At 69.9% G+C, this 14,893-nt stretch carries 12 protein-coding genes, 1 pseudogene and 1 riboswitch; of the genes and pseudogenes, 7 read left to right on the top strand and 6 right to left on the bottom strand.

Annotation, left to right across the window (positions count from 1 at the left end; all coding sequences use genetic code 11):
• Positions 1-17 precede the first annotated feature (17 nt).
• Together RNB18_RS36205 and RNB18_RS36200 are read left to right on the top strand one after the other, a co-directional pair.
• On the top strand, positions 18-1,256 hold the full coding sequence (locus RNB18_RS36205) for a carboxylate--amine ligase (RefSeq protein ID WP_311718315.1): 1,239 nt from the start codon (positions 18-20) through the stop codon (positions 1,254-1,256).
• Between the two features lie 50 nt (positions 1,257-1,306).
• Entirely contained in the window at positions 1,307-2,509 is a 1,203-nt protein-coding gene (locus tag RNB18_RS36200; protein WP_311718314.1) for an FAD-dependent oxidoreductase, read from the top strand.
• A gap of 109 nt (positions 2,510-2,618) precedes the next feature.
• Here the strand turns inward: RNB18_RS36200 and RNB18_RS36195 are convergent, their stop codons facing one another.
• The 3 genes from RNB18_RS36195 to RNB18_RS36185 form a co-directional block, all read right to left on the bottom strand.
• Entirely contained in the window at positions 2,619-3,017 is a 399-nt protein-coding gene (locus RNB18_RS36195) for a hypothetical protein (RefSeq protein ID WP_311718313.1), read from the bottom strand.
• A gap of 199 nt (positions 3,018-3,216) precedes the next feature.
• Complete coding sequence (locus RNB18_RS36190) at positions 3,217-4,431, bottom strand: RNA-guided endonuclease InsQ/TnpB family protein (protein WP_311718312.1); 1,215 nt, start codon at positions 4,429-4,431, stop codon at positions 3,217-3,219.
• A gap of 133 nt (positions 4,432-4,564) precedes the next feature.
• Positions 4,565-5,722: a glycoside hydrolase family 53 protein gene (locus RNB18_RS36185; RefSeq protein WP_311718310.1), complete on the bottom strand. Its 1,158-nt coding sequence runs from the start codon at positions 5,720-5,722 to the stop codon at positions 4,565-4,567.
• Between the two features lie 362 nt (positions 5,723-6,084).
• On the opposite strand from RNB18_RS36185, the gene RNB18_RS36180 reads away from it, so the two are divergent.
• From RNB18_RS36180 to RNB18_RS36160, 5 genes are all read left to right on the top strand, one after another.
• On the top strand, positions 6,085-7,416 hold the full coding sequence (locus RNB18_RS36180) for an ABC transporter substrate-binding protein (protein ID WP_311718309.1): 1,332 nt from the start codon (positions 6,085-6,087) through the stop codon (positions 7,414-7,416).
• Entirely contained in the window at positions 7,413-8,414 is a 1,002-nt protein-coding gene (locus RNB18_RS36175) for a carbohydrate ABC transporter permease (RefSeq protein WP_311718307.1), read from the top strand. Before RNB18_RS36180 ends, RNB18_RS36175 begins: the two co-directional genes overlap by 4 nt.
• Positions 8,411-9,289, top strand: a complete 879-nt coding sequence (locus RNB18_RS36170; protein WP_311718306.1) for a carbohydrate ABC transporter permease — start codon at positions 8,411-8,413, stop codon at positions 9,287-9,289. The genes RNB18_RS36175 and RNB18_RS36170 overlap by 4 nt, the downstream gene beginning before the upstream one ends.
• Positions 9,290-9,321: 32 nt before the next feature.
• The gene (locus RNB18_RS36165; protein ID WP_266560895.1) at positions 9,322-10,350 is read left to right on the top strand and encodes a LacI family DNA-binding transcriptional regulator; all 1,029 of its coding nucleotides are present in this window, start codon (positions 9,322-9,324) and stop codon (positions 10,348-10,350) included.
• Positions 10,351-10,648: 298 nt separating this feature from the next.
• On the top strand, positions 10,649-11,461 hold the full coding sequence (locus tag RNB18_RS36160) for an HAD family hydrolase (RefSeq protein ID WP_311718305.1): 813 nt from the start codon (positions 10,649-10,651) through the stop codon (positions 11,459-11,461).
• On the opposite strand, the gene RNB18_RS36155 is transcribed toward RNB18_RS36160, so the two are convergent.
• The 3 genes and pseudogenes from RNB18_RS36155 to RNB18_RS36145 form a co-directional block, all read right to left on the bottom strand.
• On the bottom strand, positions 11,458-11,940 hold the full coding sequence (locus tag RNB18_RS36155) for a transglycosylase SLT domain-containing protein (RefSeq protein ID WP_057607977.1): 483 nt from the start codon (positions 11,938-11,940) through the stop codon (positions 11,458-11,460). The genes RNB18_RS36160 and RNB18_RS36155 overlap by 4 nt on opposite strands.
• A gap of 3 nt (positions 11,941-11,943) precedes the next feature.
• Positions 11,944-12,119: riboswitch (cyclic di-AMP (ydaO/yuaA leader) on the bottom strand.
• 268 nt (positions 12,120-12,387) lie between these two features.
• On the bottom strand, positions 12,388-14,382 hold the full coding sequence (locus RNB18_RS36150) for a CocE/NonD family hydrolase (RefSeq protein ID WP_311718304.1): 1,995 nt from the start codon (positions 14,380-14,382) through the stop codon (positions 12,388-12,390).
• 46 nt (positions 14,383-14,428) lie between these two features.
• Positions 14,429-14,884: pseudogene (locus RNB18_RS36145) on the bottom strand (POT-type proton-dependent oligopeptide transporter); the annotation flags it as partial.
• Between the last annotated feature and the right edge of the window lie 9 nt (positions 14,885-14,893).

The raw sequence follows: 14,893 nt of genomic DNA, 5'->3' as shown, positions 1-14,893 counted from the left end.
CCAGGAGCGCGAACAGTGTGCCATTCGAGGCCGATCGTGAGGTACCGGCCCTGATCGTCAAGTTCGGCGACTACCCGCTGCACCACGGCGGAGTCGGCGCGATCCGCAGTCTGGGCCGCCTCGGCGTGCCCATGTACGCCATCACGGAGGACCGCTGCACGCCCGCGGCCGTCTCCCGGTACCTCACCCGCGCGTTCGTCTGGCCGACGACCGGCACCGAGGACCCGGGCCGGCTGATCGAGGGACTGATCCGGATCGGGCGCCGCATCGGCCGCCCCACCGTCCTCGTACCGACCGACGAAGAGGCGGCGGTCCTGATCGCCGAGCACCAGAGCGACCTCTTCGGCCGCTTCCTCTTCCCGCCCGTGCAGCCCGGCCTGCCGCGCCGGCTGGCCAGCAAACAGGGCCTGCACGAACTCTGCGTGGAACACGGGATCGCGAGCCCGGAGGCCGCCTTCCCGCAGTCGTACGACGACATCGTGGACTTCGCCGAGAAGGCCCGTTTCCCGGTGGTGGCCAAGAACCGCGAGGCGTTCGTACGGCGCCGGCGGCCCGCGGTGGGCGGCACCACACGCATCGCCACCCGCGAAGGGCTGCTCGCCCTCGCCCGTGACTGGGGCGAGCGGCCCGGGGTGATCCTCCAGGAGTACCTGCCGCGAGAGGAGGCCGAGGACTGGATCGTGCACGCCTACTTCGACCGCGACTCCACACCGCTGGCCATCTTCACCGGCGTCAAGGTGCGCTCCTGGCCGCCGCACGCGGGCATGACGGCCAACGCGTACGTCGTCGACAACCCAGAACTCGCGGACCTCGCCGCACGTTTCATCAAACAGATCGGCTACACCGGCATCATCGACCTCGACCTGCGCTTCGACCGGCGCGACGGTCAGTACAAACTGCTCGACTTCAACCCACGCATGGGCGCCCAGTTCCGACTCTTCGAGAGCGAGTCGGCGGTGGACGTCGTCCGCGCCATGCACCTGGATCTGACCGGGCGGGCCGTTCCGGAGGGGGAACAGCGCGCCGGTCACCGCTATGTCGTGGAGAACATCGACCTGCCCGCCCTGCTCGCCTACCGCCGCAGCGGCTATACGACACCGCACGCGCCGAAGCGGCCCAGCGGGACCGAGCTGGCCTGGTTCGCGGGTGACGACCCGCTGCCGTTCCTCACGATGCTCGGGCGCTTCGTACGGCCGGGCGCCAAGCATCTCCACCAGCTGTGGCGGGCCAACCGCCGCGGCAGCGCGACCAGCTGAACAGCGGAACCACCACGAAGTGACGAAGTGACGTCCTGGGGAGGGACTTCGTGATCCATCCGGTAGCAATCATCGGCGCCGGGCCCTTCGGCCTGTCGACCGCGGCCCATCTGCGGGCGCGCGGCATACCCGTGCGCGTCTTCGGCGACCCCATGGTCAGCTGGCGCGACCACATGCCCGCGGGCATGCTCCTCAAGTCGACCCCGGCCGCCTCCAACCTCGACGCGCCCCAGCCCGGGCACACCCTCGTCGACTACTGCGACGCGGCGGGGATCCGCCGGCTGGTGACGGACGAGGACATCGTCCCCGTGGAGACCTTCATCGCCTACGGCCAGTGGTTCCAGCAGAAGCTGGTGCCCGAGCTGGAACAGGTGCGGGTGGTGTCCGTGGACCGGAGCGAGCAGGGGGGTTTCCAGCTCAAGCTCGACTCGGGGGAGTCGTTCACCGCGCGGGCGGTCGTCGTCGCCACCGGTCTGTCGGGGCTCTCCCACCTGCCCCCGGAGCTGGCCGCCGCCGCACCCGACGGCCCCGCCCCGACCGGCCCGATGTCCCACAGCTCCCAGCACCACGACCTCTCCCGCTACTCCGGCAAGGAGCTGATCGTCGTCGGCGCCGGGCAGTCCGCGCTGGAGACGGCCGCCCTGGCCGCGGAGGCAGGCGCGCAGGTCAGGGTGGTCGCCCGTGGCCGCGGCAGCGTGGCCTTCGGCGCACCGCCGTGGAAGCAGCCCAGGCTGCGCCCCGAGTCGCCCTTCGGCCGGGCCTGGTCGCTGTGGGCCCTGACCTACTACCCGCACCCCTACCGCCACCTCCCGGCCGGCACCCGTCACTTCCTGGTCCGACGGGTCCTCGGCCCGCTCGGCGCGTGGTGGCTGCGCGACCGCTTCGAGGGGAAGGTGCGGGTCACCGAGGTGGAGCGCATCCTCAAGGCGGACACGTCACAGGGGCACCCGAGCCTGGAGGTCCTCACCGACGCCGGGACCATGGACCGCCTCGCCGCCGACCACGTCATCGCGGCCACCGGCTACCGCGTCGACCTCGCCGCGATGGGCTTCCTCGGGCACGAACTGCGCACCGCCCTCGCCGTCAGCCGGGGCACGCCCAGGCTCGGCGCCGGATACGTCTCCTCCGTACCGGGCCTGTACTTCACCGGCCTGCCGGCCGCGGCGTCCTACGGCCCGGTGATGCGCTTCGTCTGCGGCACGGAATTCGCCTCCCCGAGGCTCGCCCGGCATTTGGCGGCGGCCCACGGCTAGCGTCCCGGCAGGCAGCGTTCGCCTCGTCGCGACGCCCGGCACGCCGAGAGCACGCACGGGAGCCGCTACTGACGGGCAAACGTCACCTGTTGGCAGCCCACGGCAAGCCTCACGACGCGCAGACCTCCTTCAACCGGTCGGCCGCCGCGTCGATCCTGCCGGTGTCCGGGTGGGTGTCTCCGTCGAGGATGGACCTGTTGTAGTCCTCGATCGCCTGGTCGAGGTCCTTGACGGCCTTGTCGACCTTGCTGCCGGCCGAGTCGTCGTGGGCCTTGTTGATCTCGTCGACGTTCTTGTCGATCGTGGCGATGGATGCGGCGGTCCTCGAGGGGTCCTTCACCGCGTCCCAGCCGGCCTCGTGGATGGCCTTGACGCTGTCGGCGATCGTGTCGGCGTTCGACACGCAGTCCAGGGAGTTGTCCACGTCGTCGGGGTCGCACCCGGTGGCGAGGACGGCGGTGAGGGCGACGGCGGTCAGGGCGGTGGCGATGGTGAGGCTACGGCGCATGGCTGTGGCCAACCCTTTCTCGGGGCGGATTCGATACCGTCCACGATTCCGTCGCCCGCCCACCGCCACGAGGGAGCTGCCCGGCGTATGCGGGGGGTAGCCGACTACACCCCGCGGCGGCGGCCCGTCCTACAACCGTTGACTTGCTCTTCGGGCTGAAGCCCGAGGATTCTGGCCTTCTCGGCCGGGTTCTGTGCCGCTACGCGGCACGGGGTCCGGACGGGAATCCGTGGCTTCCTGCTTCGTCGCGCTGTGCCAGAACGGGTTCTGGTCTTACCGGCGCTCCACAGGCTGGCACCGCCAGTCCGGCGGCCTTCTTCACATTGCGTGCGGAGTTGATGTCCCGGTCGAGGACCGTGCCGCAGGCGGGACAGGTCCACTCCCGGATGTGGAGGGGTTTGGGCCCGTCCACGGTGTCGCAGACCGAGCAGGTCTGGGACGTGGGCACGAACCGGCCGATCTTGACCAGGGTGCGCCCGTACCGCTGGGCCTTGTACTCCAGCATGGCCACGAACTGTGACCAGCCCGCATCGTGCACACTCTTGGCCAGTGGGGTGCGCGCCAGTGCCTTGACCGCCAGGTCCTCCACGCCGATCGCTTGATTCTCGCGGATCAGCTTCGTGGAGAGCTGGTGGTGGAACTCGCGGCGCGCATCGGCCACGTGGGCATGGGCGCGGGCGACCTTGAGGCGGGCTTTGTTCCGGTTCTTGCTGCCTTTCTGTTTGCGGGACAGCTCCCGCTGGGCTTTCTTGAGTTTCTTCTCCGCCCGTCTGAGGAACCGCGGGGAGTCGATCTTTGTGCCGTCGGACAGGATCGCGAAGTGCGTCAGCCCCAGGTCGATGCCGGTCTGCTGGTCGCTGTCGGGCATGCGGGCGGCGTCGGCGGCCGGGGCGGTGGTGATGACGAAGGAGGCGAAGTACCGTCCGGCCGAGTCCTTGATCACAGTGACCGAGGACGGGGTGGGGGGCAGGGAGCGGGACCACTTCACCTTCACCGCCCCGACCTTCGGCAGATTCAGCCGCCCGGCTTTGTCGATGTGCCAGCGGGCGTTGGCGGTGAACCGGATCGGCTGACGCCGGTCCTTGCGGGACTTCAAGCGCGGAGCGCCCAGCCGGGTGCCCTTGCGGGTGCCCTTGAGGGAGGCGAAGAAGTTCTTGTATGCCCGCTCCGCGTCGCGCAGGGACTGCTGGAGCACCACCGCAGACACCTCGCCCAGCCACGCCCGCGAAGCGGTCTGCTTGGCCTGGGTGATCAGGCGGGTGGACAGCTCGCCGGCCTTCGGGAACGGCAGGCCCGCCGTGCGGGCACTCTCACGGGCGCGCACCGCGTCGTTGAACACGACACGGGCGCACCCGAACGCCTTGGCCAGCGCGGTGCGCTGGGAGGCATCCGGGTACAGGCGCACAAGCGTCACCAGAGGGAAAATTCGCTCGAACCATCACCGCCCCCTGCGCACCGTCCGACTCCGCCGCAACGACACCGCGACGCTCCGCGTCGCAACCTTCAGACTCACTTCACCCCCGGCCTGAAGGCCCGAGCACTGCGAATTAGTCCCGGTAGCGCCCCAGTGTCCGCAGCCCCGGCAGCGCCCGGTCCTGGAAGTCGAACAGCGCCAGGTTCTCCCACGCGTTGCCCGAGGAGGAGTCCGTCGGGTCCCAGCCGCTGCCCGCGCGGTAGGTCCACAGGCCCTCCCAGTAGCAGTAGCCCAGCCCCTGCCCGTCCGGCACACCGGCAGCGAGGTCGGCCACCGTGCGCAGCCACGCGGCCTGGCCCGCCGGTGTGGCGGGGAAGCCCTCGGTCAGCTGCGAGGGGTCGTTCAGGATGTCGTTGACGTCGTCCTCGCTCTCCAGCGTGAACGGGTACGCCGTCTCGGCTATCACACACGGCTTGCCGTAACGCGCGGTGATGTCGGCCATGTTGGCGGCCGCGTTCGCGATCGGGCCGTGCCAGAACGGGTAGTAGGAGAGCCCGATGATGTCGAAGTCGACGCCGTACGCCACCATGTTGTCGAACCACCAGCGGTACAGCCCGTTGTCGCCGCCGTTCGCCAGGTGCAGGATCGTGCGGACCCGCGGGGTGGTGTCGCGGGCCGCGCTCAGACCGGCCTTGAGGAAGGCGGTCATGGTGTCGAAGTGCTCCCAGTTGCCCTCGGGCCAGATCAGGCCGCCGTTCAACTCGTTGCCGATCTGCACGAGTTGAGCCGGGGTGCCCTGCCGCTTCAGTGCTCCCAGGACGTCGGCGGTGTGGTCGTACACCGCGCGCGTCAGGCCCGCCACGTCCAGGTCCGCCCAGGCGGCCGGCTTGGTCTGGTGGGCCGGGTCGGCCCAGCTGTCCGAGTAGTGGAAGTCGATCCAGATGCCGACCCCGGCCCGCTTGAGGCGCCTGGCGAGCGGCAGGATGTGCGCCTTGTTGTTGTAGCCGTCGGCCGGGTTCACCCACACCTTCAGGCGGGCGTGGGTGACGCCGGCCTGAGCGAGCAGGCGGACCGGGTCCTCGCGGTGGCCGTCGGCCGTGCGGTACACGGCGCCGTGGTCCTCGTTCTTCGGCAGCGAGGAGATGTCGACGCCCCGGATCTTCAGGCGACGGCCGTCGGACGCGCCGGAAGGGCCGGACGCGCCGGGAGCGGCCACGGCCTGGGTAGCCCCCAGCGCCGGAACGGCCAGCGCGGCGGCTCCGGCAGCGGTGAGAACACTGCGTCTGCGCATGTCAAGGGGTCCTTTCGCGGACGGTCACGGGGATGCCGGCTCTGCGGTGACTTCGGCGGCCGGGGGTAGGCCGGGAAGCGGGGCGAGGGGAGTCGGCGTAACGCCTGACGATCACAGAAAACCCTCATTTTCTGTGATCGTGCACAGCTCCCCTCGCCCCTGTCATCGGCGAGCAACAAGTAGGTAACCCCACGCCCCCGCCATTGACAAGGGGCCGAAACAATTCTCTACTGTGCACGATCACAGAGCCGCGCGGCCCTCGCGCACAGCCTCTCGGTCACGTCCGCAGAACCTCCCCCCACGGCGGTTGCCGCGTACGCGGGACGTGCGGGACGGCTGGTTCCAAGTCAGGGGAGATGTAGATGTCGATCAACCGCCGCCAGATCAGCAGGCGCAGCATCCTTGCCGGGGCCACAGCCCTCGGCCTCACGAGCACCCTCGCCGCCTGCGGCGGTTCCGACGACAAGGACTCCGGCGGGAGCAGCGGACCGGTCAAGCTGACCTACTGGTCCTGGGCTCCGAACATGGAGAAGGTCGCCGCGATCTGGAACAAGAAGAACCCGGACATCACGGTGACCGTGTCCAAGCAGGCCAGCGGCGGCGAGATCGTCTCCAAGCTGATCACCGCGAAGAAGGCCGGCAACGCCCCCGACCTCATCCAGGTCGAGTACCAGTCCCTGCCGACCCTGGTCTCCAACGACGTCCTGGCCGACATCACCAAGTACGCGGGCAGCACCAAGTCCGAGTTCGCCGAGGGCCTGTGGGGCATGGTCACCCTCGGCACGGACGCGCTCTACGCGATCCCGCAGGACGCCGGGCCGCTGATGTTCTACTACCGCGAGGACCTCTTCAAGAAGCACGGCCTGACCGTCCCGAAGACCTGGACGGAGTTCGCCGAGACCGCCCGCGCGGCCAAGAAGGCCGTCCCGGACGCCTACTTGACCACCTTCTCCTCCAACGACCCCGGTCTGTTCGCGGGCCTCGCCCAGCAGTCCGGCGGCAAGTGGTGGACCGTCGACTCGGCCGGCAAGTGGACCGTCGGCATCGACGACGCGGCCACCAAGCAGGTCGCCGAGTTCTGGGGCGGCCTGGTGCAGGAGGGCGTCATCGACAACCAGCCGATGTACACCCCGGCCTGGAACAACGCCCTCAACAAGGGCACCCACCTGGCCTGGGTCTCCGCCGTATGGGCGCCCGGTGTGCTGGTCTCCTCCGCCCCCGACACCAAGGGCAAGTGGCGCATGGCCCCGCTGCCGCAGTGGAAGTCCGGCGAGAACGTCACCGGCAGCTGGGGCGGTTCCTCCACCGGTGTCTCCACCGACTCCAAGCACGCCGAGGCCGCCGCCAAGTTCGCCACCTGGCTGAACACCGACCCGGAGGCGCTGGCCGCCCTGGTCAAGGAGGTCGCGATCTACCCGGCCGCCACCAAGGGCCAGTCCGGGAACGTCCTCACCACGCCGGAGTTCTTCTCCAACCAGGCGGACTTCTACACGACCGCCGGCGAGATCGCCGCGACCACCGCCGCCGCGGCCTGGGGCCCCAACGTCAACACGGCCTACACCACCTTCCAGGACGCGTTCGGCAAGGCCACCAAGGCGAAGAAGGAGTCCCAGTTCGACTCCGCCCTCGCCACCGTGCAGTCGAAGACCTTCGGCGACATGAAGAAGCAGGGCTTCGAGGTGACCGAGGCATGACCAGCGCTCCGCTCAAGGGCTCCGACCTCAACGAGGTCGGGCCCTTGGCGGACGGCACCGGCACCGCCCAGTCCGTCCGCCCCCGCCGCCCCCGCCGCCGTGGTCGTGGCCGCAGCGCACCGTACTGGTTCCTGGTGCCCACCCTGACGCTCTTCGCCGCCTTCACCGTGGTGCCCATCGGGTACGCGATCTGGCTGAGCCTGCACAGGGTCCAGGTCAAGGGCATCGGCCTCGGCAAGGGTGCCCGCTCACAGGTCTGGAACGGCATCGGCAACTACACCGACGTCCTCAAGGACTCCGAGTTCGGCCACAGCGTCCTGCGCGCCTTCGGCTACGGCCTCATCGTCATCCCGACCATGCTGGGGCTCGCGCTGCTGTTCGCGCTGATGCTGGACACCCCGAAGGCGCGCAGCGCGCCCTTCGCCCGGCTGATGATCTTCCTGCCCTATGCGGTGCCGGGCATCATCGCCGCCCTGATGTGGGGCTTCCTCTACCTGCCGGACGTCAGCCCCTTCTACTACCTGCTCGACAAGTTCGGCCTCCCGCAGCCCGACCTGTTCGACGGCGGCAACCTCTACCTCTCCTTCGCGAACATCGCGGTCTGGGGCGGCACCGGCTTCAACATGATCGTCATCTACACCGCCCTGCGGGCGATCCCGCCGGACATCTACGAGGCGGCCCGGATCGACGGCGCGTCGAACCTCAACATCGCCCTGCGGATCAAGATCCCGATCGTGATGCCCTCCCTGGTGCTCACCTTCTTCTTCTCGGTGATCGCCACCCTCCAGGTCTTCACCGAGCCGATGGCCCTCAAGCCGCTCACCAACGGCCTGCCCAGCTCGTGGAGCCCTCTGATGGCCATCTACGACAAGGCCTTCCTGCAGTCCGACATCTACGGTGCCTCCGCCACCGCGGTCGTCCTGGCCCTGGCCACGTTCGTCCTCTCCTTCACCCTGCTGCGCATCTCCGACCGCTACACCCGGGAGGACCGGGCATGACCCCCCTCACCCTCACCGCCGACACCAACGGCAGGGCCGCCAAAGCACGGCGTACGGCCTGGGTGCCGACGATCGTGCTGCTCCTCGGCGCCCTGTACTGCCTGATCCCCATCGCCTGGGTGGTCATCGCGGCGACCAAGGACCGGTCGGAGCTCTTCTCCACCTTCACCTTCGCGCCCGGCAGCGGCTTCCTCCAGAACCTGAGCGACCTGACGGACTACCGCGACGGCATCTTCTGGAGGTGGATGGCCAACTCGGCCTTCTACGCCGGTTTCGGCGCCCTGCTCTCGGCCGCGGTCTCCGCCGCCGGCGGCTACGCGCTCGGCCGGTTCGCCTTCCGGGGCCGTGAGGCCATCTTCAAGATGATCCTGGCCGGCGTCCTGGTGCCGTCCATCGTGCTCGCCGTACCGCAGTACCTGCTGCTGTCGAAGCTGGGCATGGCCGACTCGTACTGGTCGATGCTGCTGCCGTCGATCCTCTCGCCGTACGGCGTCTACCTGGTCCGCATCTACGCGGCCGCCTCGGTGCCCGCCGAGCTGATGGAGGCGGCCCGCATGGACGGCGCGAGCGAGTGGAGGATCTTCTCGCGGATCGCCGTACCGATGATGATGCCGGGCCTGATCACGGTGTTCCTCTTCCAGTTCGTCGGCATCTGGAACAACTTCCTGCTGCCCTACGTGATGCTCGCCGACGACGAGAAGTTCCCGATCACCCTCGGCCTCTACACGCTGCTCGCGCAGGGCGCCTCGCAGCCGGCCCTCTACACCCTGGTCATCACCGGCTGTCTGCTCGCGATCCTCCCGCTGATCGGGCTCTTCCTGGTGATCCAGCGGTTCTGGTCCCTGGACCTGCTCAGCGGCTCGGTCAAGGCCTGAGGCCCCCGGACCCACTTTCACGAACGAGGAACATGACCACCAGCGCGAACGGACGCCGAAGGCCCCCGACCATCCACGACGTGGCCCGGGAGGCGGGCGTCTCGCGGGGCACCGTCTCCCGCTTCCTTAACGGCGGCCACTACGTCTCGCCGGCCGCCCGGCGGTCCGTGGAGGCCGCCATCAGGAAGACCGGTTACGTGGTCAACCGGCACGCGCGCAGCCTCAGTACCGGCCGGTCGGACTCGGTGGCGTTCCTGCTGACGGAACCCCAGGAGAAGTTCTTCGAGGACCCCAACTTCAACGTCCTGCTGCGGGGTTGCACCGAGCGGCTCGCCCAGCACGACATCCCGCTGCTGCTGATGCTGGCCGAGAGCGACGACGACCGGCGCCGGCTGACCCGGTACATCACGTCGGGTCACGTCGACGGCGTGCTGCTGCTCTCCAACCACAGCGGAGACCCGGTCGCCGCCGAACTCCACGACGCCGGGATCCCGTTGGTGGTCTGCGGCAAGCCGATAGGGCTCGGTTCCAAGGTGAGTTACGTGGCAGCCGCCGACCGTGAGGGCGCGCAGGAGATGGTCCGCCATCTGCTCACAGGGGGCCGGCGCCGCATCGGCATGGTCACCGGGCCGCTGGACATGCCGGGCGGTCCCGACCGGCTGGCCGGCTACCGGGACGTGCTCGCCGAGGCGGGCCTGCCCTACGACCCGGCGCTCGTGGTCGAGGGCGACTTCCGGCGCAGCGGCGGCGAACGGGCGGCCCGCCGCCTGCTGGCCCAGGCCCCCGACATGGACGCCGTCTTCGTCGCCTCCGACCTCATGGCCCTGGGGGTCGTCAACGTCCTTCAGCAGGCCGGGCGTTCGGTCCCCGGTGACATCACCGTCGGCGGCTTCGACGACTCACCCGCGGCCACCGCCATCGCCCCCGCCCTCACCACCATGCGCCAGCCCTTCGACCGCATCAGCGCCGAGATGGTCCGCATGCTCCTCGCCCAGATCGCCGGCGAGGACACGGCCGGGGTGATCCTCCCGACGGAACTGGTGGTCCGGGACTCGGCGTAGGCGCTCCGCTGGAGGCGCGGTGTGCTGGGTGAGCCGCACGTCGCAGGTGGGGGCACGGCGACGCGGCGCACGCCGGCCTTGGCCGTTGCGCGCCGCTCCCCGGCCGGCAGCCGCGTCAACAGGGCGGAGCCGCACGGGACATGCCCCCGCCCGACCCTGCCCGCTCTCGTGGCGCAGGCCGGCGGGCCGTCCCGCACTGCCGCACCCCGGGAACCGGAACTGTGGTCAACGGATGTGAAAGCAGCAGCCGTCCGGTTCGCGTCGAGTCGCAGGGGCCAACCATCCGTATTCTCTGATCATGGCCGCCTCCCCCGCATATGCACTGATCGCCACCGACCTGGACGGCACGCTGCTCCGCGCCGACGACACCCTCTCCGACCGGTCGTTGACCGCGCTCGCGCGGGTGGCCGCGAGGGGGGCCCGGCATCTCGTCGTGACGGGACGGCCGGCACCCAGAGTGCGGCCGCTGCTCGACGACCTGGGCAGTACGGGGCTCGCGGTGTGCGGGCAGGGCGCGCAGGTGTACGACGCCGGTGCGGGCCGTCTGCTGTGGTCGGTGACCCTGGACCGGGAGCTGGCCGAGACCGCGCTCGGGAAGATCGAGGCCGAGGTCGGCCAGGTGTACGCGGCCGTCGACCAGGACGGTGTCGACGGGCTCACGCTCATCGAGCCGGGATATCTGATGCCCCATCCGACCCTGCCGGCCGTGCGGGTCGGCCGGCGCGACGACCTGTGGTGCGAGCCGATCAGCAAGGTGCTGCTGCGCCATCCCTACCTGTCCGACGACGAGTTGGCGGTGACGGCGCGCTCGGTGGTGGGCTCGCTGGCCACGGTCACCATGTCGGGGCCCGGGACCGTCGAACTCCAGCCATGTGGCATCACCAAGGCGACGGGCCTCGCGCTGGCCGCCGAACACCTGGGCCTGGGACCGGAGATGACGATCGCCTTCGGCGACATGCCCAACGACATCCCCATGTTCGACTGGGCGGCCCACGGCGTCGCGATGGCCAACGCCCACCCCGAACTCAGGGCCGTGGCCGACGAGGTGACCCTGTCGAACGAGGACGACGGCATCGCCGTCGTCCTCGAAAGACTGTTTCCCGAGGCCTAGTAGGCGCCCCAGACATTGTCGATGGACCCGTAGCGCTGGGCCGCGTAGTTGCAGGCCGCGGTGATGTTCGCGACCGGGTCGTACGGGTCCCACGACGTGTTGGCCACGTGGTAGGCGTTGAAGGTCGGGTCGATCACCTGGAGCAGGCCCTTGGAGGGGGTGCCGGCGGCCGCGTTGGAGTCCCAGAGGTTGATGGCCCAGGGGTTGCCGGAGGACTCACGGATGATGTTGCGGTAGATGCTGTCGTAGGAGCCGGGAATCCCGTGCTCCGCCATGACGGCGAGCGAGGCGCGGATCCAGCCGTCCAGGTTGTTGGGGTAGCCGAGCGTGGCCGCGGTCTGCACGGTCGGGGTGGCCGCGGACGCGCTGGTCGCGCCGATCAGGGGGAGCGCGAGCACGGCGACTCCGGTGCCGGCGACGGCGAGCTTGCGGACGAGACGGCTGGTACGGGTACGTCGGTGCTGAGCGGCAGCAGACATGGCGAAGTTCCTCTCCGGCGCCTGCGAGGTGAGCTGTCGGGTTCGGGCTGGAGTTGCCCGGCCACGCCTACGAAAGGCGTGACTTCACCCCGAGCCGTACCGGTATGTCCGAAGACGCCCGGTCCGGCGGCTTACCTGGGTCCCCCGCTCCTGCCCTGGTTTCTCGGTGGGTGTACGGGCGGTGGCAGGATTCGGCGTCCGCCCGACAGGCCGGGAACGTATGCGAGAGCACATGTCCGGAACAAGTGGCGAATTCACATGCGATGCCTATTGACCTTGGTCTGAGGCATTTGGGGCACTTGATCCTTTGCGGTCGCCAAGCTCAACTGACGCTTTGGCAAAGGCGGATCGACAGATTCCGGATCGGTGCCTGTTCACCTGCCCGCGTGGGCCAAGTCACAGCCGAGCGCAAGAGGGGTAAAACGGTCAAGAGTGCCCAACTCGTGGTCAACCGCCCGTCCGTGGGATCCGCTTCTCCCACGTCCGGTGGAAGACCACCTCACCGCCCTCGGTGCAGACGACCTCGTTCGAGGTGTGGAAGTCCGTCCCGTCGCAGGTGATCTCCGAGCGGGTCCGGACGGTCGCGTCCCAGGCGAGCTCCGGTCGGTGCAGCCGGATCGACCAGTCCGAGCGGGTGCGGGCGGACAGCGGGTCGTGCTCGTCGATCGTGTACGTCTCCAGCGCGTCCTCGGTGAACTCCAGACCGTCGGGGTACACGCGCGTGCCGCCGTACCGCGGGGCGACCTCGAGACGCCACTCACCCTTGGCCACGTCACGGACGATCAGGCGCTCGGGGCGCGGCTCGTCGAAGGTCGCGGGGTGGCTGACGCCGAGCGGCTCGGACTGCTCCGGCTCCTCGAACGCGATGTCCGAGGAGGCTTCACGCGCGCGTACCGGCAGTTCGAGGAAGCTCCCCGCGGGCTCCAGTGCGAATCCCGCCTGCGAACCGGGCTGCGGCCAGATCCACGGCCAGTACGCCGAGGAGACGGCGAGCCGGATGCGGTGGCCGGGCGGGAACGCGTACCCGATGCCGTTCAGTTCGAAGCTCACCTCCTGCGTCGCGCCCGGCTCCCAGGGCACCGCCCGGTCCCGCCCATGGCGTGCCGAGAGGTTCAGCACGCCCCGCGTGACCAGGGTCGACGACCCGTCCGGGGCGACATCGCACAGCCGCGCGACGACCTGCCCGCGCGACACCTCCGAGGTCACCCTCAGCCGCACCCGCGGCCGTCCGAGGACCCACGTCTCCTCACCCACCGCGAACTCGAAGCAGGCCGAACGCGCGTCCTCCTCCCGCTGGTCCGGCGGCAGGTCGGCGCCGTTCCCGAACGGGAGGAAACGGCCGGCGTCCACGCCCGTGTGCTGCGGGGAGCGGACCAGGACAGCAGGGCCCTGGAGGCCGTACGACACCGTCGTCACGTTCGGGGAAGGCCACGTCGGCTCGCCGACCCAGCGGCCGGGCAGGGTGTCGTAGACCGTGGCCGGGGGGTGGGAGTCGCTCACGTAGGCCCTCAGGAGCGGTTCCCGCATGACGCCGGTGTCGACGCCCTTCAGGTGCTGGTCCCACCAGCGCAGGGTTTCCTGGAGGAAGCCGATCGCCGGGCCGGGCGGCAGGCCGCGGTCCGGGTACTGGTGGGACCACGGACCGATGAGCCCCCGCACGCGCTCGGCGGGGAGGTGCTCGACGAGTCTGAGGACCGTGTCGCGGTACGGGTCGTGCCAGCCGCCCACCGCGAGTACGGCCGCGTCGATCGCGCCGTAGTCCTCGCAGACGCTGCCGTGGCGCCAGTAGTCGTCGCGCGTCTGGTGGTCGAGCCAGGTGTGGATGAACGGGTCGACCTGTTCGAGTCGTCCCAGCCACATGTCCCGCCAGGCGTCGCCGACATGGAGCGGATCCGGCGGCCGGGAGACGTAGGCGAGCATCGTCGCCGACCAGGCGTGCATGTCCACCGCGAGGACGGAACCACCCATGTAGTGCACGTCGTTGTCATAGCGGTCGTCGGTGGAGCAGACCGTGACGACCGCCTTGAGCGGCTCGGGTGCGAGGGCCGCGATCCGGAGGGAGTTGAAACCGCCCCAGGCGATGCCGAACATGCCGACCCGGCCGTCGCACCAGGGCTGCGCGGCCAGCCAGTTGACGACCTCGACCCCGTCGGCGAGCTCGGTCGCGGAGTACTCGTCACCCGGCACGCCCTCGCTGTTGCCGTGCCCGCGCACGTCGACGCGCACGGAGGCGTAGCCGTGGCCCGCGTACCAGGGGTGGCGCTGCCAGTCACGGGGAGCGGTCCAGTCGGTGAGGCGATACGGCAGGTATTCGAGGATCGCGGGTACCGGTTCAGGGGTGAGGGGCCGCCACACGCGTGCGTACAGGAACGTCCCGTCCGGCAGCGGGATGCGGACATCGTCGTGGGTCGTCTCGTAGGGGAAGGACGTACGGATGTGCATCGGTGGGGTCCCGTCGGTTTCAGTGCACCGGGTGCAGGGTGCGGCGCAGCCAGGGTGCGGCGGCGATCCCCGCGGCGATCAGCTGCACCGCCCGCCTCATCGCCTCGGGCGCGAGGGCGAACTCGGCGGCCTCCCTGCGGCCGGTCAGGTGGCGGCGGCCCCGGACGTACTGGATCAGGCCGAAGGTCATGCCGATCGCGGCCGCCGAGAAGCCCCGGTGCCGGCCCTGGTGGTCGCCGAGCCGACCGGTGATCAGCGGGCCCGCGAAGGCGCCGATGTCGATCGCCAGGTAGCACAGCGCGAAACCCGCGTCCCGGCGGTGGTCGTCCGTGGCGTAGTGACCGCAGGCGGCGAGCCGCCCGCCCGCGACGGAGACCAGGTGGACGAGGGTGCCGGAGGCCGCGGAGACGGACGCGGCGGTTCCGGCCGACATGCCCAGGCCGCTGTGCGCGAGCGTGTCGGCGAAGTACAGGACGAGGATGGCCTGCATGGACACGCGGCTACTTCCCTA

The sequence above is a fragment of the Streptomyces doebereineriae genome (genome assembly GCF_031845645.1).
GTDB classification, from domain to species: Bacteria; Actinomycetota; Actinomycetes; order Streptomycetales; family Streptomycetaceae; genus Streptomyces; species Streptomyces canus.
Note: the sequence above shows the minus strand (reverse complement) of the source record. Positions and strands in the feature narration are given on the sequence as shown.